Source organism: Acrocarpospora corrugata (genome assembly GCF_009687845.1).
GTDB lineage: Bacteria > Actinomycetota > Actinomycetes > Streptosporangiales > Streptosporangiaceae > Acrocarpospora > Acrocarpospora corrugata.
In genome coordinates, this window is sequence record NZ_BLAD01000044.1 from 131,640 (window position 1) to 155,291 (window position 23,652).

The window sequence follows — 23,652 nt, forward strand, 5'->3', positions numbered from 1 at the left end:
GCATGGCTCTGTGGGGGCGGGACGCCGAACGATCGGCCCTGGATGATCTCGTCGGGGCGACCCGGAGCGGGCTGAGCGGCGCGCTGGTGCTGCTCGGCGAGCCGGGCGTGGGCAAGACGGCGCTGCTGGAGTACGCGGCCGGGGCCGCGGCCGGCCTGCGGGTCATCCGGATCTCGGGGATCCAGTCGGAGGCCGACTTCCCGTTCGCGGCGCTGCACCGGCTGCTGATCCCGTTCCTGGCCGGGCCGAACCGGCTGGCCGACACCCAGCGCGACGCCCTGCTGGTGGCGTGCGGCCTGGCGGAGGGGCCCTCGGCGGACCGGTTCCTGGTCGGCCTCGCCACGCTGAGCCTGCTCGCCGAGGCGGCGGCCGAGCGGCCGATCCTGTGCTGCGTGGACGACGCGCAGTGGCTGGACAGTGAGTCGATCAACGTGCTGGCCTTCGTCGGGCGGCGCGTGCACGCCGAGGGCATCGGCCTGCTGTTCGGGGTACGGGAACGGTTCGGCGCGCTGGACGGGCTGCCGGTCACCGAGATGTCGGGGCTGGCGGCGCCGTACGCGATGGAGCTGCTCAGGTCGGTGGCGCCGGGGGCACTGGACGCCCGGGTGGCGGCGCAGATCATCACGGCGACCGGCGGGAACCCGCTCGCCCTGACCGACCTGGCGCGGGAGCTGTCGGCGGCGCAGCTGACCGGCGGGGTGCCGCTGCCCGAGCCGCTGCCGGTGGGCAGCCGCCTGGAGGAGCACTACCTCCGCCAGGTACGTGCGCTGCCGGCGGCCACCCAGACCTGGCTGCTGCTGGCCGCCGCGGAACCGAACGGCGACCTCGGATACATCGGGGCGGCGGCCGTGCTCCTGGCCGTCGGCGCGGACGCGACCGGCCCCGCCGAGGCGGCCCGGCTGATCGCCCTCGGCTCCGAGGCGGTCTTCCGGCACCCGCTGGTCCGTTCCGCCGTGTACGGCGGCGCCACCAGCGTGGCCAGGCGGCGGGCGCACACGGCGCTGGCGGCGGCCACCACCAGGACCGCCGACGCCGACCTGCGCTGCTGGCACCGGGCGGCCGCCGCGACCGGGCCGGACGAACCGGTCGCCGCCGAACTGGAGACCTCGGCCGAACGCGCGGGCCGGCGCGGCGGTTACGCGGCCCGCGCCACCTTCCTGGCCAGGGCCGCCGAACTGACCGAGGCGGGACCGGTCAGGACCGGACGCCTGCTCGGCGCGGCCGAGGCCGCCCAGATGGCGGGCGCGACCGTGCAGGCGATCGCCCTGCTCGACGCCATCGACCCCGCCCACCAGGACGAACCCGGGCGCGGCCGGGGACTGACGATCCGCGCCAGCGTCCAGATCGGCATGGCGGAACCCGGCGTGCACGGCGAGGTCGCCGCTCTGTTCCTGGCCGCCGCGCTCGCCATGGGCGACACCAAATCGGGCGGCGTGGCGCTGCTGCGCGCCTGCGAGAACACCATCGTGAGCGAGGGCCTGCTGCGAGGCACCACCCCGGCCAAGGTCGCGGAAGCCGTGCTGGCGCGGCCCCGCCGCCGGGACCTGACGGGGTTGCTGACCTACGCGTTCGCCGTACTCGCCACCGAAGGGTACGAAGCCGCGGTGCCGCACATCCGGCGGGCGGGCGCGGCCCTGCTGGACCCGGACACCCCCGACGAGGACGTGCTCCGCAGCTACCAGCTCGGCGTCTCGCTCACCATGATCCTGTGGGAGCGGGAGATCCGGCTGGGCATCATCCGCCGCGCCGCCGCCATCGCCCGCCGGACGGGCGCCCTCTGGCAGCTCGACACCGCGCTGTTCTGCGCCACCATGACCGAGACCATCCTCGGCGACCTGACCGCGGCCGACGCCTCACTGGTCGAGGGCCACCAGATCCGCGCGGCGATCGGCGCGACCGACCAGGCCTGGGATCTGTACCGCCACCCCGAACTGCTCGCCTGGCACGCCTCCGACGACGCGCTGGAGATCGTCCTGCGGCGCGCGACGGACGCGGGGAACCTGCTCGGCAACGGCGCGATCGTGTCCATCTCCCGGATCGGCTCGCTCATCCTGGAGCTGGGCCGGGGCCGGTACGCGGAAGCCGCCGCGATCGCCCGCGACCTGGTCGAGCAGGACGCCCTGGGCATGCACACCCGGCTGCTGCCCGACCTGGTCGAGGCGGCGGTGCGGGCCGGTGACCGGGTGCTGGCCGCCGGCGCGCTGCGCACCCTGGCCGCGCGGGCGACCGCGAACGGCACCGCGTGGGCGCTCGGCCTGCTCGCCCGCTGCGAGGCGGTGCTGGCCCATCCCGACCACGCGGAGCCGCTCTACCTGGGCGCGATCGACCTGCTCGGCTCGGCCGGGTGCGAGGCCGACCTGGCCAGGGCGCACCTTTTGTACGGGGAGTGGCTACGGCGCCGGCGGCGGCGCAGGGACGCGCGCGACGGGCTCCGTACGGCGCTGGAGATGTTCGAGCGGATGGGGGCGGCGGGGTTCGCCGAGCGGGCCCGGCTGGAACTGGCCGCCACCGGCGAGCAGGCCCAGAGCCGGTCGGCGGGCGCGCCGTCCGGGCTGACCCCGCAGGAGACGGCGATCGCCCAGCTGGCGAAGGGCGGCGCGACCAACGCGGAGATCGCCGCGCACCTGTTCATCAGCGTGAACACGGTCGACTACCACCTGCGCAAGATCTTCCGCAAGCTGGACGTCAGCTCGCGGCGTCAGCTGGCGCGGGTCCTGCCCGGCTGAACACGTCACGACTACGCGTTCCACGGGATTCGGGCGCGGCGCACGGCGTACCAGGATCGGAGCGGCACCGCACGCATTCCGCCAGGCACGGAAGGGACTCCGCCATGACCGCACCCGACACGATCGTCCTGATTCACGGCTTCTGGGTGACGCCGCGTAGCTGGGAGCACTGGATCACCCACTTCGAGGCGAAGGGCTTCCGCGTGCTGGCCCCCGCCTACCCCGGCTTCGAGGCCGGGGTGGAGGCGCTCAACGCCGACCCCACCCCGATCGAGCAGGTGACCATCCCCCAGATCGTCGAATCCCTGGAGACCCTGATCGGGGGCCTGGACCAGCCGCCGATCCTGATGGGCCACTCGGCCGGCGGCGTGTTCACCCAGATCCTGCTCGACCACGGGTACGGCGCCGCCGGGGTGGCCATCAACTCGGCCCCCACCGAAGGTGTCGCCGTCGTCCCGCTGTCCCAGCTCAAGGCGACCTTCCCGGTCCTGAAGAACCCCGCCAACCGGCACAAGGCGGTCGCCTTCAACCACGACCAGTGGCACTACGCCTTCACCAACACCTTCACCGAGGAGGAGTCGCGCGCCCTCTACGAGCGCTACGCGATCCCCGCCTCCGGCAGCATCTTCTGGGAGAGCGCCCTCGCCACCCTGCAGCCGGGCCGGCAGGGCTCCTGGGTCGACTACCACAACGACGACCGCGCCCCGCTGCTGTTCATCTCCGGCGAGCTCGACCACCTGATGCCGCCGAAGGTCCAGCAGTCCAACGCCAGGCACTACAAGTCCAGCACGGTCACCGAGATCAAGGAGTACGCGGGCTACTCCCACCTGCTGCCCGCCCAGGAGGGCTGGCAGGAGATCGCCGACTACGCCCTGGACTGGGCTCTGAAGCACGCCAGGTAGCGCGGAGAACGGCCTCCTCCTTGCTCTTGGCGGAGGCCGTTTCCGGGTCAGCCCTGGCGGAACGGCGTGAACTTCAGGACGGGGGCCAGCGTGAACAGCGGCTCGCCCGCCTTCAGGACGGGCTCGCCCAGGACCTTGTTGATGATCTCGGCGAGGGCCGGGGAGACCTTGAAGGGCCACGGGCGGATGCCGCCGGTCGCGGCGAGATACCACTTCGCTCTGGCGCTTCGTTCGGACGGCTCCGTGTGGGGCTGGGGTTCCAACCCGCAGGGACAACTCGGCTCCCTCCCGGGATCCGTCACCAACATGACCAAGGTCATGCAGACTGGCGTCACCCAGATCGCCGCCGGCGCGAACACGTCCTACTTCACGCATGACAACGGCCAGGTGCTCTCCGTCGGTCACAACCCCGAGGGTCAGCTGGGCGCGGGAATCGAGGTGGACCGCTCCTCCACTCCGGTTGCTGTGGTCGGTCTCACCAGGGCCACCCGGGTGTCGGCCTCCAGCGCCAACCAGCACAACGCGTTCGCGTTCAGCTCCACGCAGCCGCTGCCGCCCACGTTCCGCCTGGGCTTCAGCCCGGACTCCGGCGTGTTGCTCCGCAACAAGACCATCAAGTCGCAGGTGGTCACCTCCGCCGTCAACGGATCCACCCAGAGCATCACCCTGACCGCGACCGGTCTGCCCTCCGGCGTGACGGCCTCCTTCAACCCGCCGGTCGTCCAGGCCGGAGGCACCTCGGTCATGACGCTGACCAGAAACACGGTCATCGAACCGTTCGACACACTCGAGATCACCGTCACCGGCACCGCCGGATCCACCAGCCGACAGTCCTTCTACCTGCTCACTCTGGCCGACCCGAACCCGGCATCAGGACACGCCGTACCCGGCCCGAAGAATGACGCGCCCTTTACCCGCCTATTAGTTCGCGGTAATTCGTGAACGGGGATGCTCAATTCAGCCTTGCTCCCTTCCACAAGCCAAGGACGGAAAAATGAGTAACTCGACAACGGAAAAATCCCAGAACGGGCTCCTGCGCGGGCATGAGGAATCGGACTGGATCGCCGGTGACCCGGCCTATGACCTGGTCACCCAGGTCCGTACCGAATATCAAAAGATGACGCTGCCGGGAATAGAGCCCAGTATCATTCCCCGCGGCAAATCAGCCGACGCGAGACTCCACCTGATGGAGTCCCTGGCCGACAAGCTGGACCTGCGCCGGGAGTACGACGCCTGGGTGCAGAGCCGCGACGGGCGGACCGACTATCTCACCATCCCCTCCGACAGCAAGAAGTCAACGCTCCCCAAGTACGGCTACGAACCCCTCCCGGAGCCCCGGGCCGCGGGCATAGGCGAGATGTGGTGGGCCCGTACGGACTGGGGCTGGCCCGCCACCGGCAGCGGCACCACCAGCTCGATCCTCGTCGAGAACACCTCCCGCGGCCTGAGCATGAGCGGCCACCTCAAGCGGGTGAACGGCGACCTGTGGCAGGCCAGCATCAACGTCGTCGCGCAGTTCGTGCTGTCGCCCGACCGTATGCCGCCGGGCGGTCCAGGCAGGTTCACCTCCCAGCCGACCTGCACACTGGACGGCCCCATGACCGGGTTCACCCAGGACCACTGGGGTGACAACTGGTCCAAGTGTTTCCTGCGCCTCGACCAGATCGTGCACGGCGGCCCGGGCGGGCCCATCATCGGGCAGGGTCACGAACGCCGGACCCTGATCAACCTCTCTCAGGACAATGAGATCGCGAACATCTCGCTCCCTGGCTTCCTGCGGTTCCCGCGGGTGGACTTCGCGCTGAACCCCGCCCATCCTGTGACGACCTTGCTGGGGCTGAACCTGGACTTCCAGCTGGAAGGGTACGCGGGTCTCGCCTTCGGCCGTACGGTCGGCACCAACCTGCAGTTCGTGAGCGCCCTGCTGCGCATGTCCCAGTGGACAATCAACCGTTTCTAGTTCACCGGGCCGGTCGTGATCGGCTTCATGGCCGGCCGCTTTGCCGCGTCCAGGCGTTGTATCTCGGGGAACCCCGGTCACGGGAAATCCCGCCGCGTCCGTACGAGCACGACCCGCGTGTCGGTCGGACACGACCGGCATCGCGGCTGGGTCCCCGAGGGAGGTTGCTGTCGCAGCCGCCGGCTCGGGCTCCTACCGCTCCTGAACGCCCGCCTGCCACTTAAGATCATTTCATGTCTCGCGCGAGGAGATCGGCGGCGAGGGCCAGACCCCCCTTTACGGGCACCCGTCCGAATCGCCTTGTACGCAGTCGTGGTCCTTTGCACCATGCTTGCCGGTTTTGCGCTGCTGGCGGACGTCCTGGTCCCCCGGTGCTGGTTCGGTCAGGTCGTCAGGCGAGAGGTGCCGGTGCCGCCCGTCTCGGCCGGGCCGCGGGAGGTGGTGAGCGCCTACATCGAGGCCGTACTCGGCAAGGACGAGAAGACCGCGCGTGCCATCATGGTGCCGGAGACGGATTTCGACAACGAGTTCAATAATTCGATCAATCCGTTCCGGGACTGGATCTCGGCGAGCGACATCGGCATCGACGAGCCGCGCACATCGACCATCGGCTGCCCGGACGGGGAGAGCTGCCAGCGTATGACGGTCATCATGGATCTCTGCGCGGTCGACAACGGGTCATACCCCGACGGCACCTTCGCTCAGAGGGCTTTACGTGAGTCGAAGTCTTTGATGCCACAGTGTGATCGATTGGATTTGTAGCGTTACCGCCGGTTGGTGGGCTCGGATGTGCTGGGATGGCTCGGTGAGCGAGCGCAAGCCGTACCGCAGCGACGTGTCCGACGAGCAGTGGGCACTGATCGGGTGAGGTGCCCTAGAGATTCCGGACAGCTCCCCAACTAGGGTTGGGGTAACCGGAAGGACGTAGAAGTTGGCACGGCGCAGGGTCGCGTATTCGCGGGAGTTCAAGGACGAGGCCGTCCGCATGGTGCTGGACGGGGACCGTCCGGTGACGCATGTGGCCAGAGAGCTCGGTGTCCACGACACCACGCTGCACAACTGGGTGCGCGCGTGGCGGCGTGAACACGGAGGCGTCGAACCCGGCGTCAATTCGGACGGCGGGGAAAAGAGCGTGCGGGAACTGGAGTCCTGCTGCTGATCACCGGTCCGAGCTCCAGCTCCATCGCGGGAGCCGCCGTCGTGCTGTGGGCTGTGCCGGCCGGTGGGATGGCCGTGGTGCTGCAAGCCGCGGTCCTGCGCACCGCCGCCATCGTCGTCCGCAGGTCCGCAGCTTTCAAATCGTCCTGAGCGTGCTTCCTGTGATTTCGCTTACCTTCTGTTGGGTAGCGGTGGAAACAGAATCTCCAAGAACCGGTGCTTTACGTTGTAGATTTATTGCTCGCCGATTTGCCGACCTCGGCCATCGTGCATCTCTGCACCCATCCGCGCTCCCCAAACCGGTAGTATGATCCCCGGGTATGAGCGACGCTAAAAGGCGCATCACCATCACCGTGGACCCGGCAGCAGCCGACTACGCCGAACAGCTCGTCCAGGCGGGCCGCGAACAATCGGTATCCGCCGCGTTCAATGCGGCTCTTCTGGCCCGCCGCCGCCGCGAGCTCCATGGGCTGGCGATGTTGCGCGAGCGCGCAGCCCTCGCCGACCCGGCCAGAGTCGCCCGGATACGCGCGCACGTAGACAAACAAGCCCGCGACAGCGGCTTCCAGGTAGCGGCCGGTGAGTGATCACACCCCGACGCCGTACATCCTCGACACCAGCGTCCTGCAGGAACTGGTCCGCGGAGACGGCGACCTCATCAGCCTCATTCAGGACTTCGACCGGACCGGCCAGCCCATGGTGGCGCCGGTACTGGCCGTAGCCGGAGCGTTGCTGGCCAACCGAGGCGTCGCCGACGCTGAGGCGCTGCTGGCCGGATTGTCAGCGTTCGGCAGCGTCGTCGTCGCTCCGCTGGATGGCGTCGATCAGGCAGCTGATCTCATCGACATGATCTCCGCCACCGGACTCGACCCGTGGGATGCGCACGTTGCGGCGATCGCCAACATCTCGGTCTGCCCAATCCTCACCATGAACGCCGCCGTTTGGCAGGACTCTTCAGCCGCGCTTGAACACCCGCTCCACACAATCGAAATAGCCGAACCCGACAACTAGCGGTAGTTCGGTGCGTTTGGGCGCACTCGGCGACGAGTCCGGCACCCACACCTCAAACCGGGTGTTCTCCTGGTCCCTGTACCGGATCGCGATGGCCGTGCCGTCCGGGCTGAACGCCAGATTCGGCTTGTATTCGCGGTACGGAACGCCCGTCGTGCCACGGGGACGGCCGGTCGCCGAGCGAACGTTGTCCCACCATGTCCCATAGATGGATGCGGCTTCCGCCCTCCGCGTCGTACACGGCGAGCGTCGACCCGTCGGCGCTGAAGTACGCCATCCACACCGAGACGAACCGGCCCTCCACCCGGCCGAGGCGCGAGCCCGTGACCGAATCCGAGAGCCACCCCCTGGTACGACAAGACCGTGGACAGATCGGGGCCCCTGGGGACCGGCCGCGTCTTCTCCGGCGGGGGGATCGACCCGTTTCACCCGGTGCACACACCGCCGGCCGGGTGGGGACCCGGCACCAGCCTAGCTTTCGCAGGTCACTGCAGGTCATCCCACGTCCAGGGAGCGGCGGCGTTGCCGTCGGGTTCCCGCCCGAATCTGAACCGCTCACGGTGATTGCCGATTTCCAGGTACCGGTCGAAGCGGCCGGCGGCGGGAAGCCGTTGAGCCAGCACGGTGACCTCCTGGCTCATCCCGGCACTCTGCAACGCGTCCAGCAGTCCAACCAGATGTTTCGATTTCCTAAATGTGGTGTGGCTGGCTGCTCGCTTGGCCAGCACCGTGACCTGTTCGTTCTCCTCGGCCAACCGCAGCGCCTCCAGCAGCCTGGCCGTAGCGCTCGGGTGGCTGATTGGGATGTGAGTGGCTGCTCGCTTGGCCAGCCCTGTGACCTGTTCGTGCTCACCGAGCTCCCGCAGGACGTCCAGCAGCCGGGCTACGCCGTACGGCTCGAGGTCGGCGTGGGCGGCGGGGCAACGGGCCAGCAACGCGCCGACCTGCTCGCTCGCCCCGGCATTGCGAAGTGCGTTCAGCAGGGCGGCCGCACCGTACGGGTGGTTGAGAGGGGCGTGGGCGCCGGGGTCGCGTGCCAATAGCGCGCTGGTCTGCTCGTCCGCCCTGGCCTCCCGTAGCCCGTTCAGCAGCGAAGCCACGGCAGCCGGATTGTCGAGGCTGACGTGAGCGACAGCACGTTTGGCCAGCGCGGCAACTTGTTCGCCGGCCTCTGCCTCGCGCAGCGCGACCAGCAGCCTGGCCACGCCCTGCGGGTCGAGAGCGACGTAAGTGGCGGGGTCTCGGGCCAGCAGCGTATTGACCTGTTCGTCTGCCCCGGCTTCTCGCAGCGCGTCCAGCAGTGTGGCCACCGCGCCCGGGTGGTCGAGGGTATGGGCGGCGGCGGCACGCGCGGCCACTGCTGTGACATGTTCGTCCGCCCCGGCCTTTCGCAAAGTGCGCAGCAGTCTGGCCACGGCGCGTGGGTGGTCGAGGGTGTGGGAGGCGGTGGCGATGCTCGTCGGCAACGTGCGGGAGAGCAGCCGCTCGGCCTTCTCGCTCGCCCCGGCCTCTTGAAGCGCGACCAGCAGGTCGGCCAGGTCATGAGGGCTGCTGAGGCTTGTGTCGGCGGCGGCGCGTTCAGCCAGTATCGCGACCTGTTCGCCGACCCCGGTCTGTCGCAGCGCCTTCAGCAACTCGGCCACGGCGTACGGGCTGTGGAAGGTGATGTTCGCGGCAGCACGCGCAGCCAGCGTTGCGACTTGTTCGCCTGCACCTCCCTCGCGCAGCGCGACCAGCAGATCGGCCACACTGGACGGCTTCTTCAGTGCGACGTGGACGGCGGGGTCGCGGGCCAGCAGCGCGCTCATCTGCTGCTCCGCCCCGGCCTCCCGTAGCGTGTTCAGCAGCGAAGCCACGGCGGCCGGATTGTCGAGGCTGACATGAGTGACGGCACGCTCAGCCAGTGCCGTGACCTGTTCGCCTGCCCCTGCCTTTCGCAGCACCTTCAGCAGCTCGGCCACAGCGTACGGATTGTCGCAGACTGCGTGCGTGGCGGCCCATTGAGCGGGACGGTGATCGCCAGGATGCACGGCGTGAACGTGGTCGACCAGGGCGGCAGCGTCGGCGGGGTTGCCGTGGGCGGCAGCGTGTTTGTAAAGCTGGGAGGCGTCGCGGTACAGGCCGCGCCGCCAGGCGGCATACCCGAGGGCTCCCAAGTCGCTGAGGTGGGCGTGGGCGGCGGCCGCGGTCCAGAAGTCGATGGGCTCGATCTGCTCGGTGCGCTGGTGGCGGCCGTGCTGGTCGAGGTAGTCGGCCAGCCGGTAGATCGGCCCAGATCCGGCCTGCGATTGAGCAGTGGTGCTGGGGCCGGTGCGCTGGTTACGGGGAGTACCGGGGACCGCGGTGAGAATGCCGGGGATGCCGTTGCAGGGGGTGGTCACATAGTCCAGGGCGTGTCGCAGCCAGTCCTGGCCGGTGTGGTCCCATTCGGTGTCGGATAGATAGCCGGGGGCGGCACCGGCCAGCAGCGCCAACGACAGATGTGGTCCGCAGCCGAGTCGCCGGGCGTCCATGGCCGCGTGAATCACTGCCTTGGTCGCGGGTACGGCATCGCGGTAGCGGTCCATCAGTACAGGCACCCCGGCCAGATACTGGGTGATCTGGCCGTCCCGGGCATGACCGGCGGCCTCTTTGAGGCGAGGGTCGACCTCGGCCCGCTGGGCCAGCGCGTCCAGGTCAGCTCCGGTGAAGGCGTCCGGCACACGGATCTTGTGCCCGTCCAACAACTCCCGGGCTTGGGCGTGCGCGTCCGGGCCGGAACGGGTGGTCAAGGTATCCCAGTGATTGAGCCACAGGGTGGCCAGTATCAGTACCGGCACTCGGTCCGGGTCGCGCAGCAATTCGCGCAGCCCGGCGGCGACGCGTTCGCCCAGGGCGGGGTCGGCGAGGTAGAACTGGGCTTCGTTCAGCCACACCACCGTGGACGGCCCGATCCGCCCCAGTTCGGCGAGCGTGGCGTCGGCGCGGGTCGGGTCGATCGGATGCCATAACCGCCACCCGGGGAATCGCTCGCGAAGCGGCCGTAGCGCCTGCCAGCAGGCGCGGGTCTTGCCGGTGGAGGAGCCCCCGACCAGCACCGCGATCTGGCTGGTCCCGGCTGCGGCCTGCGCGACCACCTCACCCAGCACCCGGTCATGTGCGCGCTCGACGTAGGCGGGCAGTGCTGGCAGCCCAGCGGTGGGGGAGTCGATGGCGCGGTGCACCTCCAGGGCGAACGGGTCGCGCACCTCGCCCAGCGGCCGGCCCGGTCGTGACCGCTCCAGCGCTGCCCGGCCCTGCTCTGCCTGCACCGCCGTGCGCGTCCCCTCCGCCAAACGGCCGGCCTCAGCCATATAGGCGGCACGCCATCGCCCCGCTTCCAGCAGCGCGGCCTCGCCGCCGTGCATCGGCCCGGCATGTTCCGCCTGTCCCCGCACCGCGCTCAGCAACGCCAGCACCGGATCGATCCGCTGCGGGAACCGGTCCCCGCGTAGCCACTTCCCGACCGTGGTCGGGCTGACCTGCGCAATCTTGGCCAGGGTACGGTCGGACGGCTGCCCGCCCAAGCGGTTGGCGCGGAAGTCGGCCAGCGCGGCGATCAGCGCGGCGAAGTCGGCTTCCCCCTCCCCGGCCGCAGAGCTCGCCATCACCGGCACCTTCCTGATCATCCGTCAAGGGACCAGGCAGAGGTGGGTGTCCAGCCCGCCCCGGGACATCCGGCCTGGACACAACCTCTGCCTGACTCGCACCCTAGGCCGCCCGCCTGCACCCGCAACCCCGATCTGTGCAATCTGGGATCGCACTCCTGCGGGACGGCCTTCTGGACGGCCAGCCTCGGCCTCATCCACCGGCCCTGTCGGGCACGCGACCTCACTGGAGAGCCCCGAGATGACCCTGACCGAGATCCTGCTTCTGCTGCTGGCCCTTTCCGTCGCGCTCAACATCGCGATCATCGCCGGCCTGATCGCCCGCACCACCGGATTGAGCACCGCCCAGGCGATCCTCACCGGCGCGGGCGCGGCCGCAACCAGCCTCGCCCTCTACTTCGCCGCCGTAGCCGCCTACCAGTGATCCGGGCCACACCTCGCAAGAAACAGACCGCTGGTCGAAGTCGGCCCATAACGGATGATCTTGTGAAACACCCGACAAGCGACGTTCCCGCTTGGGAGAGCCTGACGCGGCAGCATCCGCCCCGCCAGCTTGATGTACCCGCTTCACCGCTCCCCGGTTTCGCCTTCCGCGAGCCCTGTCGCGGGTGATGCGAGCAGGCCGTTCCCAGCTCCGCCCTAGATATGAGACCAAATGGTCTCATATGCTGTTGTCGTGGACGACGACCGGGTCTTCAAGGCGCTGGCGGACCCGACTCGGCGGCTGTTGCTGGACCGGCTGTTCGAGCGGGATGGGCGCACGCTGACCGAGTTGGAGTCCGAGCTGGAGATGAGCCGGTTCGGGGTGGCCAAACACCTGCGTGTGCTGGAGAAGGCCGCGCTGGTGGTCACCCGCCGGTCGGGCCGGGAGAAACTGCACTTTCTCAACCCGGTGCCGATCCGGCTCATCCACGACCGCTGGATCGACAAGTACAGGGAAGGGCCGGCCGCGCTGCTGGCCGACCTGAAGAACGAACTGGAGGCGGAGTGATGACCACGACGACATCGGCCACGCAGATCTACCGGGTGTTCATCAAGGCCAGCCCGGAACGGATCTGGCAGGCGATCACCACCCCTGAGGCGACCGAACGCTACTTCCACCGCGCCCGCATCACCAACACCCGCGACGGGCACATCGCCCGCGGACCCGACGGCTCGAACTGGGGCGACGGCGCGGTCACCGTGTTCGATCCGCCGCGGCGGCTGGTACACGAGTGGCGTTCGCTCTACGACCCTGACCTGGCCGAGGAGAAGACCAGCCGGGTCACCTGGGAAATCGAGCCGCAGGACGGCGGCTACTGCAAGCTGACGCTGACCCACGACCAGCTCGACGACTCCCCCAAGACTGCGGAGAGCGTCTTCGGCGACGGCTGGATGTTCGTACTCAGCGGCCTGAAGACCCTCCTGGAGACCGGCGAGCCGCTGTCGTGACGCACGGCTACGTACTCTCCGGTAGTTGACCGTTGGCCCGCGAGTCCATGCCTTACGCCTCACTGACGCATGGATGATTCTGGCTTCTCCGTGCCGGACCGCAGGCCCGGGCCAGGACTCGCCCGCAGCTCCGCATACCATGACCGCATGAAGATCGTCGTTCTGGACGACTATCAGCGGGTGGCCCGCGACCTGGGCTTCGACTCCCTGCCCGGGGAGGTCGAGGTGCTGCACGAGCACCTCGCCGGCCTCGACGAGCTGGCGGCCGCGCTGCGCGGGGCGCAGGTCGTGGTCGCGATGCGCGAGCGGACGCCGTTCCGGGCCGAGACCTTCGACCGGCTGCCGGATCTGCGCCTGCTGGTGACCACGGGCATGGTCAACGCGGCCATCGACCTGGCGGCGGCCGCGGCCCACGGCGTCACGGTCGTCGGCACGACCATGTCCGGCTCGGCCAAGAGCTCCAGCACCGCCGAGCTGACCTGGGCGCTGATCCTGGCCTGCCGGCGGCACGTGGTGAGCGAGGACCGGGCGCTGCGCGAGGGCCGCTGGCAGACCACCGTCGGCACCGGCCTGGCCGGCAGCACGCTGGGCGTGCTCGGGCTGGGCCGGCTGGGCACGCAGGTGGCGCGGATCGGCCAGGCCTTCGACATGCGGGTGATCGCCTGGAGCCACAACCTGACCCCCGAGCGGGCGGCCGAGGCCGGCGTGACCTGGGTGCCCAAGGGCGAACTGCTCGCCGCGAGCGACGTCCTCACCGTCCACCTCAAGCTCAGCGACCGGACAACCGGGCTGATCGGCGCGGCCGAACTGGCCGCCATGAAACCCACCGCGATCCTGGTCAATACCTCGCGCGGGCCGATCGTGGAGGAGAACGCGCTGGTCACCGCGCTGACCACCGGCACGATCGCCGGGGCCGGGCTGGACGTCTACGACACCGAGCCGCTGCCCGCCGGCAACCCGCTGCGGGGCGCGCCCAACACCGTGCTGCTGCCCCACCTCGGGTACGTCACCGAGGCCGGGTACCGCACGATGTACCAGCAGGTCGTCGAGGACATCGCGGCCTGGCGGGCCGGGTCCCCGATACGGGTCCTGACTGCCTGAACGCGCGGCCGGCATCGGAGAGGGGTGCGTCAACGTCCTGATCCTGCCGATGGCGATCGCCAACCGAACCGGCGTCGACCTCTAGGAAGCGTTCCGGACGAAGGAAGATCAAAACACAGGTGCACTGGGTGTAACCCGCCCCGGGCCACAGCCGGGCGGGAGACGCTCTACCTGGTTGATTGAAGGTCGAGCAGCGGCTCCCCCGATTGTTTGAGCGCTGTCACGGCTGGGGGACGACCTCTTCGGACCGCACGTTGGCGGCCGTCGTCGAACAGTCGCCGCGGCAATACCCATGGGAGACGATCAACCGGCCTCTCGACGGAGTGCAGGCCTCGGCCGGCGCGGGAGTGCGCACGCCACGGCATGTCGCACACTGAATGGGCTGTCCTTCAAGCATGATGCTCTTTCCGACGTTTCGGAACAGGCCCAGTCGGTGCGGAGGGCCTGACGGCGTGCGTACATTGTCCTGATAGCACCGTACGTGGCTTCCCCCGGGGTGGCGCGTAAAACGGAATCTCCACGAGCCGAGGGCTTTACATTGTAGATTTATTGCCCAGCCGCTAGGCACCGGCCAGGTCGGTTTCGCTGCTGATCGGAGCCGAACTGTCTCTGCCGCGGTCCTGGCGGGCCGGTCCTCTCCTGCAGGTCGGCGATCCCTGGCGAGACGAAGTTCGCCACCAACGCCGTCCAGGTGCAGACGATACTGGACCACGCGCTGGAGGCTGGTCCGCGTCGGCTGGGTGACCGCTGACGAGGATCACGGCTTCCGTCACCACCTGAAGCACCGCCAGGTCGGATACGCGCCACCGCTGCTGCGCTGACCGTTCGGCCCGGAGCTGTCTCTTCGATGCTGAAGGGCAAGCACTTACAGCTTAAGAGCTACGCCCCATAGACGTCGATGTGCTGCGCTGTGCTGACCTCGGACTCCGCCAGCCGCCAGTACGTGATCGGGACCAACCCGGGTTCGATCATCTCCAAACCGTCGAAGCATTGGCCGAGTTGCTCGAGATTGCGCAAGTAATAAGGGATGGCTCCGGTCTGGGTGAGCCTCTCGCTGCCTTCTTTGACGGCCGTGCCTGTGTCGGTGCCGTCCCACAAGACCAGGTAGCTGCCGGATGGTACGGCGTCCATCACGCGGGTCACGATCGCCCGTACCTCGTCGAGTCGCTCCACGTAGCCGAGGATGCCCATGAACATGACGGCGATCGGCTTGGCGTTGTTCCTCAGCCTCTCCTGGTCCTCGAACGGCGACCTCTATTTCACCCTGATCTTCGCGATGAACATCGCCGCGGAGCTGCTGATGATCGTTTGGCAGGCCCGCTCCGCCCACGACCTGGCCGGCCCGCCCGCGCGGCAGCCGGCCGCCCGGCCGGTCCCGGTGAAGGTCCCGCTCCGCTGGTGGCCGTTCGCGGTGGCGGCGATCGTTCTGCCCCTGCTCCCGGCACTCCCCTACCTGGCCCGCGGCATCCCACGGTGGCTCGAACCATTCGGACCGATCGATTCGTTCCTGTCGCCCAGCCCCGGGCTGGTGCTGCTCTGGCTGGCACTCAACATGCTCGTGGGCACGGGCGGCATGGCCGTCCTTGTCCTGATCACGGTCATCCGCAGAACCCGCCGCCTGGTACGCGCGACGATCACGGTCCTGATACTGGCAGCCGGCGCCAGCGCCCTCACCTACCTGGACGCGGACGAACGGGATTTCCTCGCCCCCAACATCCGGAGGTATCCCGACTGGCTCGTGAGCGGCGAAACCGGCACCTCCCCGCTCTGGTACAGCGCCGCCTTCGCCGCCACCGCACTCCTTCTGCACCTGTGTACGGCACCCCGCCGCGACGCACCCGCCTCCACGTCGCCACGGCGGCGATCGCCACGGCAGGAACACTCCTCTTCCTTCCCGCCGCCGACCACTCAGCCGGCCGGACCACCTCCCCCAACGACTGCGATTCACCGGACGGCACCACCGCCTTCCTCTGCCTGGTACGCAACACCGACGCACTGCCCGCCGTGAAGCACCACCCCGACCGCACCGTCATCGCCTACGGCCGGCGCGGGCCACTACCGGATCCGCGTCCACTACGACCTGATCCCCGAAAAGGACGACCTGGGCACCCAGCGCCTGCTGATCCTGTCCTATCCCGGACGCGGCGACGACGTCGTCGTCCACCGCGAACGCGAGCCCAGGTGGGTGCCCCGCCGAACTCCGACCGGATGTCGAAACTTTGGTGCTCCAACTTGCCGCTCAGCGATGATGACCGTTTGACCCATTGACCAAATCGCCATGTAGGACCTACGTTTCAGAAGCGAAAACTCTCGGAGATCATTCGAAAGTTTTCGTCCCCACATGTGGAGGCGCCGGCGGATCGGCGCCCGCCGGCGCCTCCATTCAGCTCAGAACTCCGACGTGTAGGTGGTCAGGGATTGCGTGTTCACCCGGGCTCCCGCGTTGTAACAGGCCACGTTGCGGACGACGGCGACGCTGCCGCTCGTCAGCCACGGCGCCTGCAGGTTGCAGAACTCGGGCCCGCCGCCGTACGCCGTCGCCTGGACGTGGTCGCGCAGCACGCCGACCCTCGGGAACTGCACCAGGCGCAGGCCCAGCCCGCTGGACTGCACCGTGTTGACGCTCGCCTGCGAGTTGAAGTTGATCCCGACGGGGGTCGGCGCGTACGGGCCGGGGTTGGCCGGGTTGACGTCGAAGGTGTAGGCGAAGTTCTTCGGCGGAATCGCCCCGCCCGTGATCGCCCGCTGCCGCTGGTAGGTCAGGTTCCAGCCGGTGTTGTACAGGTTGTTGACCCCGTCATGGCAGCGCACGATGACGGTCTGCAGGGCGGCGCCCGGTGACCAGCTGCCCACCTTGCATCGCGCGGGAGCGCCCGGATTCACCGCCGTCACCTGCAGGTTGCCCGCCGGGGCCGGGGAGCCGAGCCCGTTCAGGGTGACCGTCCAGGTGCCCAGCCCGCTCGGTACCACGGTGTTCGGGGCCAGCACCGAGTTGTAGGAGCCGGTGATCGCGGCGCCGTTGTAGGCGACGTACCCGAAGGCGTGGCTGCCGGCGGGGAGCGGGCCGCTGCTCTCCTCGTACAGGACGGTGAACGGCACGAACATGGGCACCCCGCCGAACCGGTAGCACCGCACCGTGACGACCTCGTCCGGCAGGGCCGGCACCCACGACTCGACCTGGCACCAGGCGTTGGTGGGCACCACGGCCGTCACGTGCACGATGCCGCCGGGGCCGCCGATCTGCGGGAACCGGACGAACGTCTGCCCCACCACGCCCGGCGTGACGGTGACGTTGAACGCGGGCGCCCAGCTGCCCGCCTGGTGGCTCGGATCCGGCACCCCGGCGGGGATGTTGACGTACGCGAACCCCCACCGGTTCGGCACGGCCGCCTGCGCCGATCCGCTCAGCGCGGTCAGCCCCGCCACCACCAGAAGGGCCGAGAGCATCGAGACGAGAATCCTGCGCAGAAGTAATCGGATTGGCGACATCACGCGTCCTCACCACTCGGGGAATCGGCCAGTGCAGGCCGTCCCGTCGTTCATAAGCTGGAAATCTCCCGTTGAGAAGGCTCATTTCTTGCTGTGGACACCAACTCATCCGTCAAGGCCCTGTGAAGTGCGAATTCGAGTTACTCGCCCATTCGTTCGACGAACGATTCATCGGTACGGCATGATGGGTCGGTGGAACACTCTGCCCTGGCAGTAGCAATCGCCAAGTCAGTGCTGACACAGGCGGCCGAGCCCACTGGGCGACACCGAACAGACGCTCCCCGTCACCCCCGGTCCACATGTTGGACAATTCGGCAATTCATTGCCGGTCGGCGGGAAGAGCACCACGACCGCATATTCAACAAACTCCGCGAGCGCATTTCGGCTGCCCTTATCCCGGCTCATTTTCGTTAACCGGAAGGACGTCAATGGGAAACGGCCTGCGCAGGGCCCGGATCGGCACGACGCTCACCTTCATCCTCGCGGGAATCTTCTCCGGCACGGTGGCCGTGCGATTACCCGCGCTGACCGAGAAACTGGAGCTGTCGGAGGGGCAGCTGGGGGTCGCCCTGCTGGCGTCCGGGATCGGCGCGCTGGTGAGCATGCAGGCGGCGCGCCCGCTGATGCGGCGGATGGGCAGCCGGGGCATCCTGACGGCGGCGGCGCCGAGCTGCGCGGCGACGCTCGCGCTGGTCGGGGCGGCTCCGTCGTATCCGCTGCTGCTGGTCGCCACCAGCCTGTTCGGCGTCACCTTCGGGCTGCTCGACGTCGCCATGAACGCGCAGGGGTCGGCGGTGGAGGCCGGGTACGGCCGGCCGCTGCTGAGCGGCATGCACGCCGGCTGGTGCTTCGGCGCGATCGTGTCCGGAATCCTCGGCTTCGCCGCCATCCGGCTGGGGCTGACGCTCACGCCGCACCTGATCGCGGTCGGCCTGGCCAGTATCCCGGCGGCGTTCGCGCTCATCCCGACATTCCTGGCCGATCCCCCGCCGGCCGAGGAGGACGGCGGTTCCCGGCGCGGCCTCCCCCGGGTCGTGTACGTCCTCGGGGTCGTCGTCTTCGCGGCGTTCACCCTGGAAGGCATGGTCGCCGACTGGAACGGCCTCTACCTGCGGGACATCCTCGGTTCCCCGGAGGAGGTCGCCGCGCTAGGATACCCGCTGTTCGTGACCGGCATGCTCGCCGGACGCCTGGCCGGCGACCGGCTCCGGGCCCGGTACGGCGCCCGCGCCCACCTCACCGCGAGCGGCGTCGCCACGGTGATCGCGTTCGCGGTGGTGGTGACGGCCCCGGCGGTCGCGGTCGTGCTGCCGGTGCTCCTGCTGGCGGGCCTGGCGATCGCGCCGGTCATCCCGTTCGCGCTCTCACTCGCGGGCGGCGCCGACCCCGCCCAGTCCGGCCCGGCGATCGCCCAGACGGCGACGATCGGCTACGCGGGCCTGCTGCTCGGCCCGGTCATCATCGGCTTCCTGGCCGACGCGACCTCGCTGCGGGTGGCCATGGCGTTCGGGCTCATCCTCGGCGTGCTGATCGCCGCGATGTCCCGCCTCCTGCCCGGCGACACACCCGAGCGGCCGGTCCCGGACGAGATACCGGAGGAATCCCAGGCGCGTTAGCCGGACGTGGCGACGCTGGCCGGACGTGGCACCACGGGACTCGCGGGACTCGCGGGCGACCCCGGCCGGACGTGGCGTCGCAGGGCTCCCCCGGCGTTAGCCGGCCAGTTCGGCCCGGACGATGCGCGCCGCCTCGGTCATCGCCTGGAGTTTGGCGAAGGCGCGGGCGCGCGGCAGGTATTTCATGCCGCAGTCCGGGGCGATCTGAAGCTTGTCCGGGGCGTGGTAGCGGAGCGCCTCGCGGATGCGGGCCGCGATCGTGCCCGGGGTTTCGACGGCCGGGTCGGACAGGTCGACGACGCCGAGGATGACGCCCTTGTCGGAGAGCTGCCCGAGGATCGACAGGTCGAGGCCGGGCTGGGCGGTCTCGATGGCGATCAGGTCGGCGGCGCAGTCGTTGAGTTCGGCGAGGAAGGAGTAGCCGGGCGGGCGCTCGTGCACGATCGCGGCGTAGCCGAAGCAGGTGTGCAGGGCGATCGTGCCGGGGAGGCCCTCGACGGCGCGGTTGATGGCCTCGATCGCGTACTCGCGGGCGGCTTCCGGGCGGGCCTGCAGGTAGGGCTCGTCCAGCTGGACGATGTCGGCCCCGGCCGCGAACAGGTCGGTCACCTCGGCCCGTACCGCCTCGGCCAGCGCCAGCGCGAGCGAGCGACGGTCGCCGAAGAAGTCGTCCTGGGCCTGCTGGGCCATGGTGAACGGCCCCGGCAGGGTGATCTTGACCGGGCGGTCGGTGTTGCGGCGGAGGAACTCCAGGTCCTCGACTCCGACGGGGCGGACGCGGTGGATCGGCCCGACCGCGCGGGGCACCGGGTTGGGGTGGCCGGTCCGGTCGATCGCGGTGCCCGGGTTCTCCACGTCCATGCCGTCCAGGGCGGTGGCGAAGCGGTTGGAGTAGCTCTCCCGCCGGATCTCGCCGTCGGTGACGATCTCGATGCCCGCGCGTTCCATGTCGCGGATCGCGATGATCGTCGCGTCGTCCTGGGCTTCGGCGAGGAACTCCTCGGGGATCCGCCAGATCTCCTGGGCCCGCACCCGCGGCGGCAGCCTGCTCCCCAGCATCTCCCGGTTGACCAGCCAGTCCGGCTGCGGATAGCTGCCCACCACTGTCGTCACCAAAGCGTCATCGACCGCCATTTGGGACCTCCCTCACCCCCCGAGCTTTCCGTGCCCCGGCGATCTCCGCAAGTGCCGCCGTCCTGTTAGGACGACACTTCTCGTAGTACGATAACCGTCGTATTAGCGGAGGAGACGCGTCATGCTGTTCGAACCCCTCACCCTGCGATCGCTGACCATCCCCAACCGGGTCTGGATGTCGCCCATGTGCCAGTACTCGGCCCGCGACGGCGTGGCCGACGACTGGCACCTCACGCATCTCGGCGCGCGCGCCGTAGGCGGCGCCGGGCTGGTCTTCGCCGAAGCCACCGCCGTGTCCGCCGAGGGCCGGATCAGCTCCGGCGACCTCGGACTGTGGAACGACGACCAGGAGGCCGCGCTCACCCGGATCGCCCGGTTCGTCGCCGGGCAAGGCGCCGTCCCCGGCATCCAGGTCGCGCACGCGGGCCGCAAGGCCTCCACCGACCGGCCCTGGCGCGGCGGCGGCCCGACCGGCGAATGGCAGCCGGTGGGGCCCAGCCCGATCCCGTTCGCGCCGGGCCACCCCGCCCCGGACGAACTCTCCCCCGCCGCGATCCGCCGGATCGCCGGTGACTTCGCCGCCGCCGCCCGCCGCGCGCTGCGGGCCGGCTTCCGGGTCCTGGAGGTGCACGGCGCGCACGGCTACCTGATCGGCGAGTTCCTCTCCCCGCTGAGCAACCACCGCACCGACGCGTACGGCGGCCCGTTCGAGAACCGTGTCCGCTTCGCCCTGCAAGTCGTGGACGCGGTCCGCGAAGCCTGGCCCGCCGACCTGCCGCTGTTCTTCCGCATCTCCGCCACCGACTGGCTCGACGACCGCCCCAGCTGGACCGTCGACGACACGGTACGGCTGGCGCCGATCCTGCTCGCGCACGGCGTCGACCTGCTCGACACATCCAGCGGCGGCAACGCCGCCGACGCGCGCATCCCCACCGGGCCCGGCTACCAGGTGCCGTTCGCGGCCCGGGTACGCGCCGAGACCGCGCTTCCGGTGGCCGCCGTGGGGATGATCACCGATCCGTACCAGGCGGAACAGATCCTCGCCGATGGCGCGGCCGATGCCGTGCTGATCGGCCGTGAACTGCTGCGCGACCCCTACTGGCCGCGGCGCGCCGCCCGCGCGCTCGGCACGGCCACCCGGTGGCCGGACCAGTACCACCGGGCAGTGTGATCGCACCCGGGGTGATCACACCCGGGCGCGGGCCCGCCGCGACGCCGCCTCGATGACGCTGTCCAGCAGCCCGGGGAAGAGCCCGTCCAGATCGTCCCGGCGCAGCGCGTTCATCTTCGCCGTCCCCCGGTAGACCTGCGTGATGACCCCCGCCTCCCGCAGCACCCGGTAGTGGTGCGTGCCCGTCGACTTGCTCACCGCCAGATCGATGGCCGAGCACGCCACCTCGCCGCCCGTCTCCGCCAGGAAGCGGACGATCTCCAGCCGAGCCGGATCCGCCAGCGCGTGCAGCACGCCTTCCAGCCGGATCTCCCCGGCCTCCGGATGCGCCAGAGCCCTCGTCGACATGCCGCCATCGTAGTCGGCCCGCCTCCGGCGGTGCGGACAAGCGGACACCGTGCCAGATCTGGACGCCCGGTGGAACGGAATGTCACGCAATGGGAGTAACACGGAAATTGCAGGAATGCACGGGGGATAGGCATGGACGTTGAAGTCAGGGGATCAGATCAGGAAGAGGCGCCCGTTCCCGATGTCTCCCTGCGCGAAGTCCGCGAAAACGATGCGATCAGCAAGAAAAAACTGTTTCATCGGCATGAGTGGCTGGAGATCGAGCGGATCGGGAACGTCGTCACCAGCCAGTGCCTGTGCGGGCAGAGCAAAACCCGGGTCAACTAGACCCCCAGGGTGTCTGACCTAGGGTTTTCCCTAGGTCAGAACCCGATCCTGCCCCGCCTCCGCGCGTCTAACGTGGTCTCGCCACAGGCGCGGAGGTGACGCATGAGCATGCCGGAAGGTCCCGGCGGGGCGGGGCCGGAGATTCCCCGGGAGTACGGCGCGGCGTCCGGCGGACCCGCGCGGCGGGGGCATGTCCCGTCCGCCCCGGCGCTGATGGCCGACTCGATCATCTCCAAGCCGCTGATGGAGCGGATGGCGGTCGCGGACGGCCGCAAGCTGGGTGTGGTGATCGAGTTGCGCACCTCGCATCCCGGTGGCGTGCGGGGTGCGTACGAGCAGGTGAACGCGCTGATCCGGGAAGTGGCCGACACCGAGCCGCGGCCGGTCGGCTCGTATCTGGCGGTGGCGCTGACCGCCGAGGAGATCCGCGCCCTGGTCGATTTGGACATGGCCAGCGGCCGGGAGGTCGCGCACACCGACCTGGCGGCCCCCCGCTGGGCGATCCACCGGCTGTGGCCCAACTTCGAGGTCGGCGCGCTCACCCACCGCAGCGTCATCACGACCAAGTGCGCGGCCGCGCACCGCACCTTCGAGGCCTCCGGCGAGGGCATCGTCTGGGCGGTCCTCGACTCGGGCATCGCCCCGCACGCCCACTTCGACCTGCACCGCAACCTCGACCTGCCGCCCGGCGTCCGGCACCGCAGCTTCGTCCCCGGCCAATCCGACGACGAGGCCCTGGCCGACGAGTTCGGCCACGGCACCCATGTCGCCGGCATCCTGGCCGGCGAGTCCGTCAGCGCGGACCTGAAGAAGTCCCCGCTCGTCGCCGCCGCCTGGTACCAGGACGAGCGCAACGCGATGACCGAGCAGCTGGACGTGCGCCGCCTGGAGGTGCGGTCGTTCCGCGGCATGGCGCCGCAGTGCCGCCTGCTGTCCTGCAAGGTGCTCCGCGACGACGGCAACGGCGACGTCGCCGCCGTCCTGGACGCCCTGCAGTATGTCAACGACCTGAACGCGGGCGGCCGCGAGCTCAAGGTGCACGGCGTCAACCTGTCGGTCGGCTACCCGTTCGACCCCAGCTGGTTCGGGGCCGGGCTCACCCCCGTCTGCCGCGAGGTCGACCTGCTGGTCCGCAGCGGCGTCGTCGTCGTGGTCGCCGCCGGCAACACCGGCTACGGTTTCGCCCAGGACGCCCAGAACCGTGCGGTACGGCTCGGCCTGGACATGACCATCAACGACCCCGGCAACGCCGACCTGGCCATCACCGTCGGCTCGACCTCGTGCCGCCCGCACGTCAGCGGCGTCTCCTATTTCTCGTCAAAGGGCCCGACCGGGGACGGGCGGCCCAAACCCGACCTGGTCGCCCCCGGGGAGCGCATCGTCAGCGCGGGCTCGGGCAAGCTGCTGCGCAAGGCCACCGCCGGCGTCCCGGACGCCACGTTCGTGGAGGATTCGGGCACGTCGATGGCCGCGCCGCATGTCTCCGGCGTCGTCGCTGGCTTCCTGTCGGTGCACCGCGAGTTCATCGGCCGCCCCCAGGAGGTCAAGGAGACACTGCTGCGCTCGGCCATCGACCTGGGCCGGGATCGGGCGTTTCAGGGCGCGGGGCTGGTCGACGCCATGCGCGCAATCCAGCTGGTGTGAAAGAGAGG

Annotated in this window: 23 protein-coding genes; 17 read left to right on the top strand and 6 right to left on the bottom strand. The window is 69.6% G+C overall.

Features of this window, described 5'->3' with window-relative positions:
* The first annotated feature begins 2 nt into the window (after positions 1-2).
* The gene (locus Acor_RS12175; RefSeq protein ID WP_155336706.1) at positions 3-2,726 is read left to right on the top strand and encodes a helix-turn-helix transcriptional regulator; all 2,724 of its coding nucleotides are present in this window, start codon (positions 3-5) and stop codon (positions 2,724-2,726) included.
* 104 nt (positions 2,727-2,830) lie between these two features.
* A complete protein-coding gene (locus Acor_RS12180; protein WP_155336707.1) occupies positions 2,831-3,628 on the top strand; it encodes an alpha/beta hydrolase in 798 nt (265 codons plus the stop codon).
* 47 nt (positions 3,629-3,675) lie between these two features.
* Here the strand turns inward: Acor_RS12180 and Acor_RS42120 are convergent, their stop codons facing one another.
* The gene (locus Acor_RS42120; RefSeq protein WP_170316887.1) at positions 3,676-3,891 is read right to left on the bottom strand and encodes a hypothetical protein; all 216 of its coding nucleotides are present in this window, start codon (positions 3,889-3,891) and stop codon (positions 3,676-3,678) included.
* Between Acor_RS42120 and Acor_RS12185 the strand changes: the two genes are divergently transcribed.
* From Acor_RS12185 to Acor_RS12215, 6 genes are all read left to right on the top strand, one after another.
* Positions 3,815-4,570 carry an RCC1 domain-containing protein gene (locus tag Acor_RS12185; RefSeq protein WP_422664801.1) on the top strand — a complete coding sequence of 252 codons (756 nt, stop codon included), beginning with the start codon at positions 3,815-3,817 and terminating at the stop codon, positions 4,568-4,570. The two genes, Acor_RS42120 and Acor_RS12185, sit on opposite strands and share 77 nt — an antisense overlap.
* A 52-nt stretch (positions 4,571-4,622) precedes the next feature.
* On the top strand, positions 4,623-5,588 hold the full coding sequence (locus Acor_RS12190) for a hypothetical protein (RefSeq protein ID WP_155336709.1): 966 nt from the start codon (positions 4,623-4,625) through the stop codon (positions 5,586-5,588).
* Between the two features lie 327 nt (positions 5,589-5,915).
* Positions 5,916-6,350, top strand: coding sequence for a hypothetical protein (locus Acor_RS12195; RefSeq protein WP_155336710.1), 435 nt, complete (start codon positions 5,916-5,918; stop codon positions 6,348-6,350).
* Between the two features lie 169 nt (positions 6,351-6,519).
* The gene (locus Acor_RS12200) at positions 6,520-6,747 is read left to right on the top strand and encodes a transposase (protein ID WP_155336711.1); all 228 of its coding nucleotides are present in this window, start codon (positions 6,520-6,522) and stop codon (positions 6,745-6,747) included.
* A gap of 319 nt (positions 6,748-7,066) precedes the next feature.
* Positions 7,067-7,333, top strand: a complete 267-nt coding sequence (locus Acor_RS12210; protein WP_155336712.1) for a hypothetical protein — start codon at positions 7,067-7,069, stop codon at positions 7,331-7,333.
* Positions 7,326-7,757: a PIN domain-containing protein gene (locus Acor_RS12215; protein WP_155336713.1), complete on the top strand. Its 432-nt coding sequence runs from the start codon at positions 7,326-7,328 to the stop codon at positions 7,755-7,757. The genes Acor_RS12210 and Acor_RS12215 overlap by 8 nt, the downstream gene beginning before the upstream one ends.
* Positions 7,758-8,242: 485 nt before the next feature.
* Here Acor_RS12215 and Acor_RS12220 read toward each other — a convergent pair whose 3' ends face one another.
* Entirely contained in the window at positions 8,243-11,383 is a 3,141-nt protein-coding gene (locus Acor_RS12220; protein ID WP_155336714.1) for a hypothetical protein, read from the bottom strand.
* 241 nt (positions 11,384-11,624) lie between these two features.
* On the opposite strand from Acor_RS12220, the gene Acor_RS12225 reads away from it, so the two are divergent.
* The 4 genes from Acor_RS12225 to Acor_RS12240 all read left to right on the top strand — a co-directional run bounded on the left by Acor_RS12225 (position 11,625) and on the right by Acor_RS12240 (position 13,915).
* Entirely contained in the window at positions 11,625-11,807 is a 183-nt protein-coding gene (locus Acor_RS12225; protein ID WP_155336715.1) for a hypothetical protein, read from the top strand.
* 252 nt (positions 11,808-12,059) lie between these two features.
* Positions 12,060-12,374 (top strand): ArsR/SmtB family transcription factor, encoded by a 315-nt coding sequence (locus tag Acor_RS12230; protein WP_246238605.1) that lies wholly within the window; start codon positions 12,060-12,062, stop codon positions 12,372-12,374.
* The gene (locus Acor_RS12235) at positions 12,374-12,814 is read left to right on the top strand and encodes an SRPBCC domain-containing protein (protein WP_155336717.1); all 441 of its coding nucleotides are present in this window, start codon (positions 12,374-12,376) and stop codon (positions 12,812-12,814) included. Before Acor_RS12230 ends, Acor_RS12235 begins: the two co-directional genes overlap by 1 nt.
* 147 nt (positions 12,815-12,961) lie before the next feature.
* The gene (locus tag Acor_RS12240) at positions 12,962-13,915 is read left to right on the top strand and encodes a D-2-hydroxyacid dehydrogenase family protein (protein WP_155336718.1); all 954 of its coding nucleotides are present in this window, start codon (positions 12,962-12,964) and stop codon (positions 13,913-13,915) included.
* A gap of 879 nt (positions 13,916-14,794) precedes the next feature.
* On the opposite strand, the gene Acor_RS12245 is transcribed toward Acor_RS12240, so the two are convergent.
* Positions 14,795-15,112, bottom strand: coding sequence for an SAM-dependent methyltransferase (locus Acor_RS12245; protein ID WP_155336719.1), 318 nt, complete (start codon positions 15,110-15,112; stop codon positions 14,795-14,797).
* On the opposite strand from Acor_RS12245, the gene Acor_RS12250 reads away from it, so the two are divergent.
* Positions 15,105-15,923, top strand: coding sequence for a hypothetical protein (locus tag Acor_RS12250; protein ID WP_170316889.1), 819 nt, complete (start codon positions 15,105-15,107; stop codon positions 15,921-15,923). The genes Acor_RS12245 and Acor_RS12250 overlap by 8 nt on opposite strands.
* A 380-nt stretch (positions 15,924-16,303) precedes the next feature.
* Here the strand turns inward: Acor_RS12250 and Acor_RS12255 are convergent, their stop codons facing one another.
* The gene (locus tag Acor_RS12255; RefSeq protein ID WP_155336721.1) at positions 16,304-17,362 is read right to left on the bottom strand and encodes a hypothetical protein; all 1,059 of its coding nucleotides are present in this window, start codon (positions 17,360-17,362) and stop codon (positions 16,304-16,306) included.
* A 470-nt stretch (positions 17,363-17,832) separates the two neighbouring features.
* On the opposite strand from Acor_RS12255, the gene Acor_RS12260 reads away from it, so the two are divergent.
* Complete coding sequence (locus tag Acor_RS12260) at positions 17,833-19,020, top strand: MFS transporter (RefSeq protein ID WP_170316890.1); 1,188 nt, start codon at positions 17,833-17,835, stop codon at positions 19,018-19,020.
* 96 nt (positions 19,021-19,116) lie between these two features.
* On the opposite strand, the gene Acor_RS12265 is transcribed toward Acor_RS12260, so the two are convergent.
* Positions 19,117-20,154: a uroporphyrinogen decarboxylase family protein gene (locus Acor_RS12265; RefSeq protein ID WP_155336723.1), complete on the bottom strand. Its 1,038-nt coding sequence runs from the start codon at positions 20,152-20,154 to the stop codon at positions 19,117-19,119.
* A gap of 121 nt (positions 20,155-20,275) precedes the next feature.
* Here Acor_RS12265 and Acor_RS12270 point away from each other — a divergent pair, with 121 nt between their 5' ends.
* The gene (locus Acor_RS12270) at positions 20,276-21,325 is read left to right on the top strand and encodes an NADH:flavin oxidoreductase/NADH oxidase (protein WP_155336724.1); all 1,050 of its coding nucleotides are present in this window, start codon (positions 20,276-20,278) and stop codon (positions 21,323-21,325) included.
* A gap of 15 nt (positions 21,326-21,340) precedes the next feature.
* Here Acor_RS12270 and Acor_RS12275 read toward each other — a convergent pair whose 3' ends face one another.
* The gene (locus Acor_RS12275; protein WP_155336725.1) at positions 21,341-21,673 is read right to left on the bottom strand and encodes an ArsR/SmtB family transcription factor; all 333 of its coding nucleotides are present in this window, start codon (positions 21,671-21,673) and stop codon (positions 21,341-21,343) included.
* 132 nt (positions 21,674-21,805) lie between these two features.
* On the opposite strand from Acor_RS12275, the gene Acor_RS12280 reads away from it, so the two are divergent.
* Together Acor_RS12280 and Acor_RS12285 are read left to right on the top strand one after the other, a co-directional pair.
* Positions 21,806-22,000, top strand: a complete 195-nt coding sequence (locus tag Acor_RS12280) for a hypothetical protein (protein ID WP_155336726.1) — start codon at positions 21,806-21,808, stop codon at positions 21,998-22,000.
* A gap of 102 nt (positions 22,001-22,102) precedes the next feature.
* On the top strand, positions 22,103-23,644 hold the full coding sequence (locus tag Acor_RS12285) for a S8 family peptidase (RefSeq protein ID WP_155336727.1): 1,542 nt from the start codon (positions 22,103-22,105) through the stop codon (positions 23,642-23,644).
* The last annotated feature ends 8 nt before the right edge of the window (positions 23,645-23,652 follow it).

Bases quoted from the DNA above. Each gene is read 5' to 3' on its own strand.
- Acor_RS12175 (WP_155336706.1), top strand. From the start codon at position 3: ATGGCTCTGTGGGGGCGGGACGCCGAACGATCGGCCCTGGATGATCTC.
- Acor_RS12180 (WP_155336707.1), top strand. From the start codon at position 2,831: ATGACCGCACCCGACACGATCGTCCTGATTCACGGCTTCTGGGTGACG.
- Acor_RS12185 (WP_422664801.1), top strand. From the start codon at position 3,815: ATGCCGCCGGTCGCGGCGAGATACCACTTCGCTCTGGCGCTTCGTTCG.
- Acor_RS12190 (WP_155336709.1), top strand. From the start codon at position 4,623: ATGAGTAACTCGACAACGGAAAAATCCCAGAACGGGCTCCTGCGCGGG.
- Acor_RS12195 (WP_155336710.1), top strand. From the start codon at position 5,916: ATGCTTGCCGGTTTTGCGCTGCTGGCGGACGTCCTGGTCCCCCGGTGC.
- Acor_RS12210 (WP_155336712.1), top strand. From the start codon at position 7,067: ATGAGCGACGCTAAAAGGCGCATCACCATCACCGTGGACCCGGCAGCA.
- Acor_RS12220 (WP_155336714.1), bottom strand. From the start codon at position 11,383: ATGGCGAGCTCTGCGGCCGGGGAGGGGGAAGCCGACTTCGCCGCGCTG.
- Acor_RS12225 (WP_155336715.1), top strand. From the start codon at position 11,625: ATGACCCTGACCGAGATCCTGCTTCTGCTGCTGGCCCTTTCCGTCGCG.
- Acor_RS12235 (WP_155336717.1), top strand. From the start codon at position 12,374: ATGACCACGACGACATCGGCCACGCAGATCTACCGGGTGTTCATCAAG.
- Acor_RS12240 (WP_155336718.1), top strand. From the start codon at position 12,962: ATGAAGATCGTCGTTCTGGACGACTATCAGCGGGTGGCCCGCGACCTG.
- Acor_RS12250 (WP_170316889.1), top strand. From the start codon at position 15,105: ATGAACATGACGGCGATCGGCTTGGCGTTGTTCCTCAGCCTCTCCTGG.
- Acor_RS12245 (WP_155336719.1), bottom strand. From the start codon at position 15,112: ATGTTCATGGGCATCCTCGGCTACGTGGAGCGACTCGACGAGGTACGG.
- Acor_RS12255 (WP_155336721.1), bottom strand. From the start codon at position 17,362: ATGCTCTCGGCCCTTCTGGTGGTGGCGGGGCTGACCGCGCTGAGCGGA.
- Acor_RS12260 (WP_170316890.1), top strand. From the start codon at position 17,833: ATGGGAAACGGCCTGCGCAGGGCCCGGATCGGCACGACGCTCACCTTC.
- Acor_RS12265 (WP_155336723.1), bottom strand. From the start codon at position 20,154: ATGGCGGTCGATGACGCTTTGGTGACGACAGTGGTGGGCAGCTATCCG.
- Acor_RS12270 (WP_155336724.1), top strand. From the start codon at position 20,276: ATGCTGTTCGAACCCCTCACCCTGCGATCGCTGACCATCCCCAACCGG.
- Acor_RS12275 (WP_155336725.1), bottom strand. From the start codon at position 21,673: ATGTCGACGAGGGCTCTGGCGCATCCGGAGGCCGGGGAGATCCGGCTG.
- Acor_RS12280 (WP_155336726.1), top strand. From the start codon at position 21,806: ATGGACGTTGAAGTCAGGGGATCAGATCAGGAAGAGGCGCCCGTTCCC.
- Acor_RS12285 (WP_155336727.1), top strand. From the start codon at position 22,103: ATGAGCATGCCGGAAGGTCCCGGCGGGGCGGGGCCGGAGATTCCCCGG.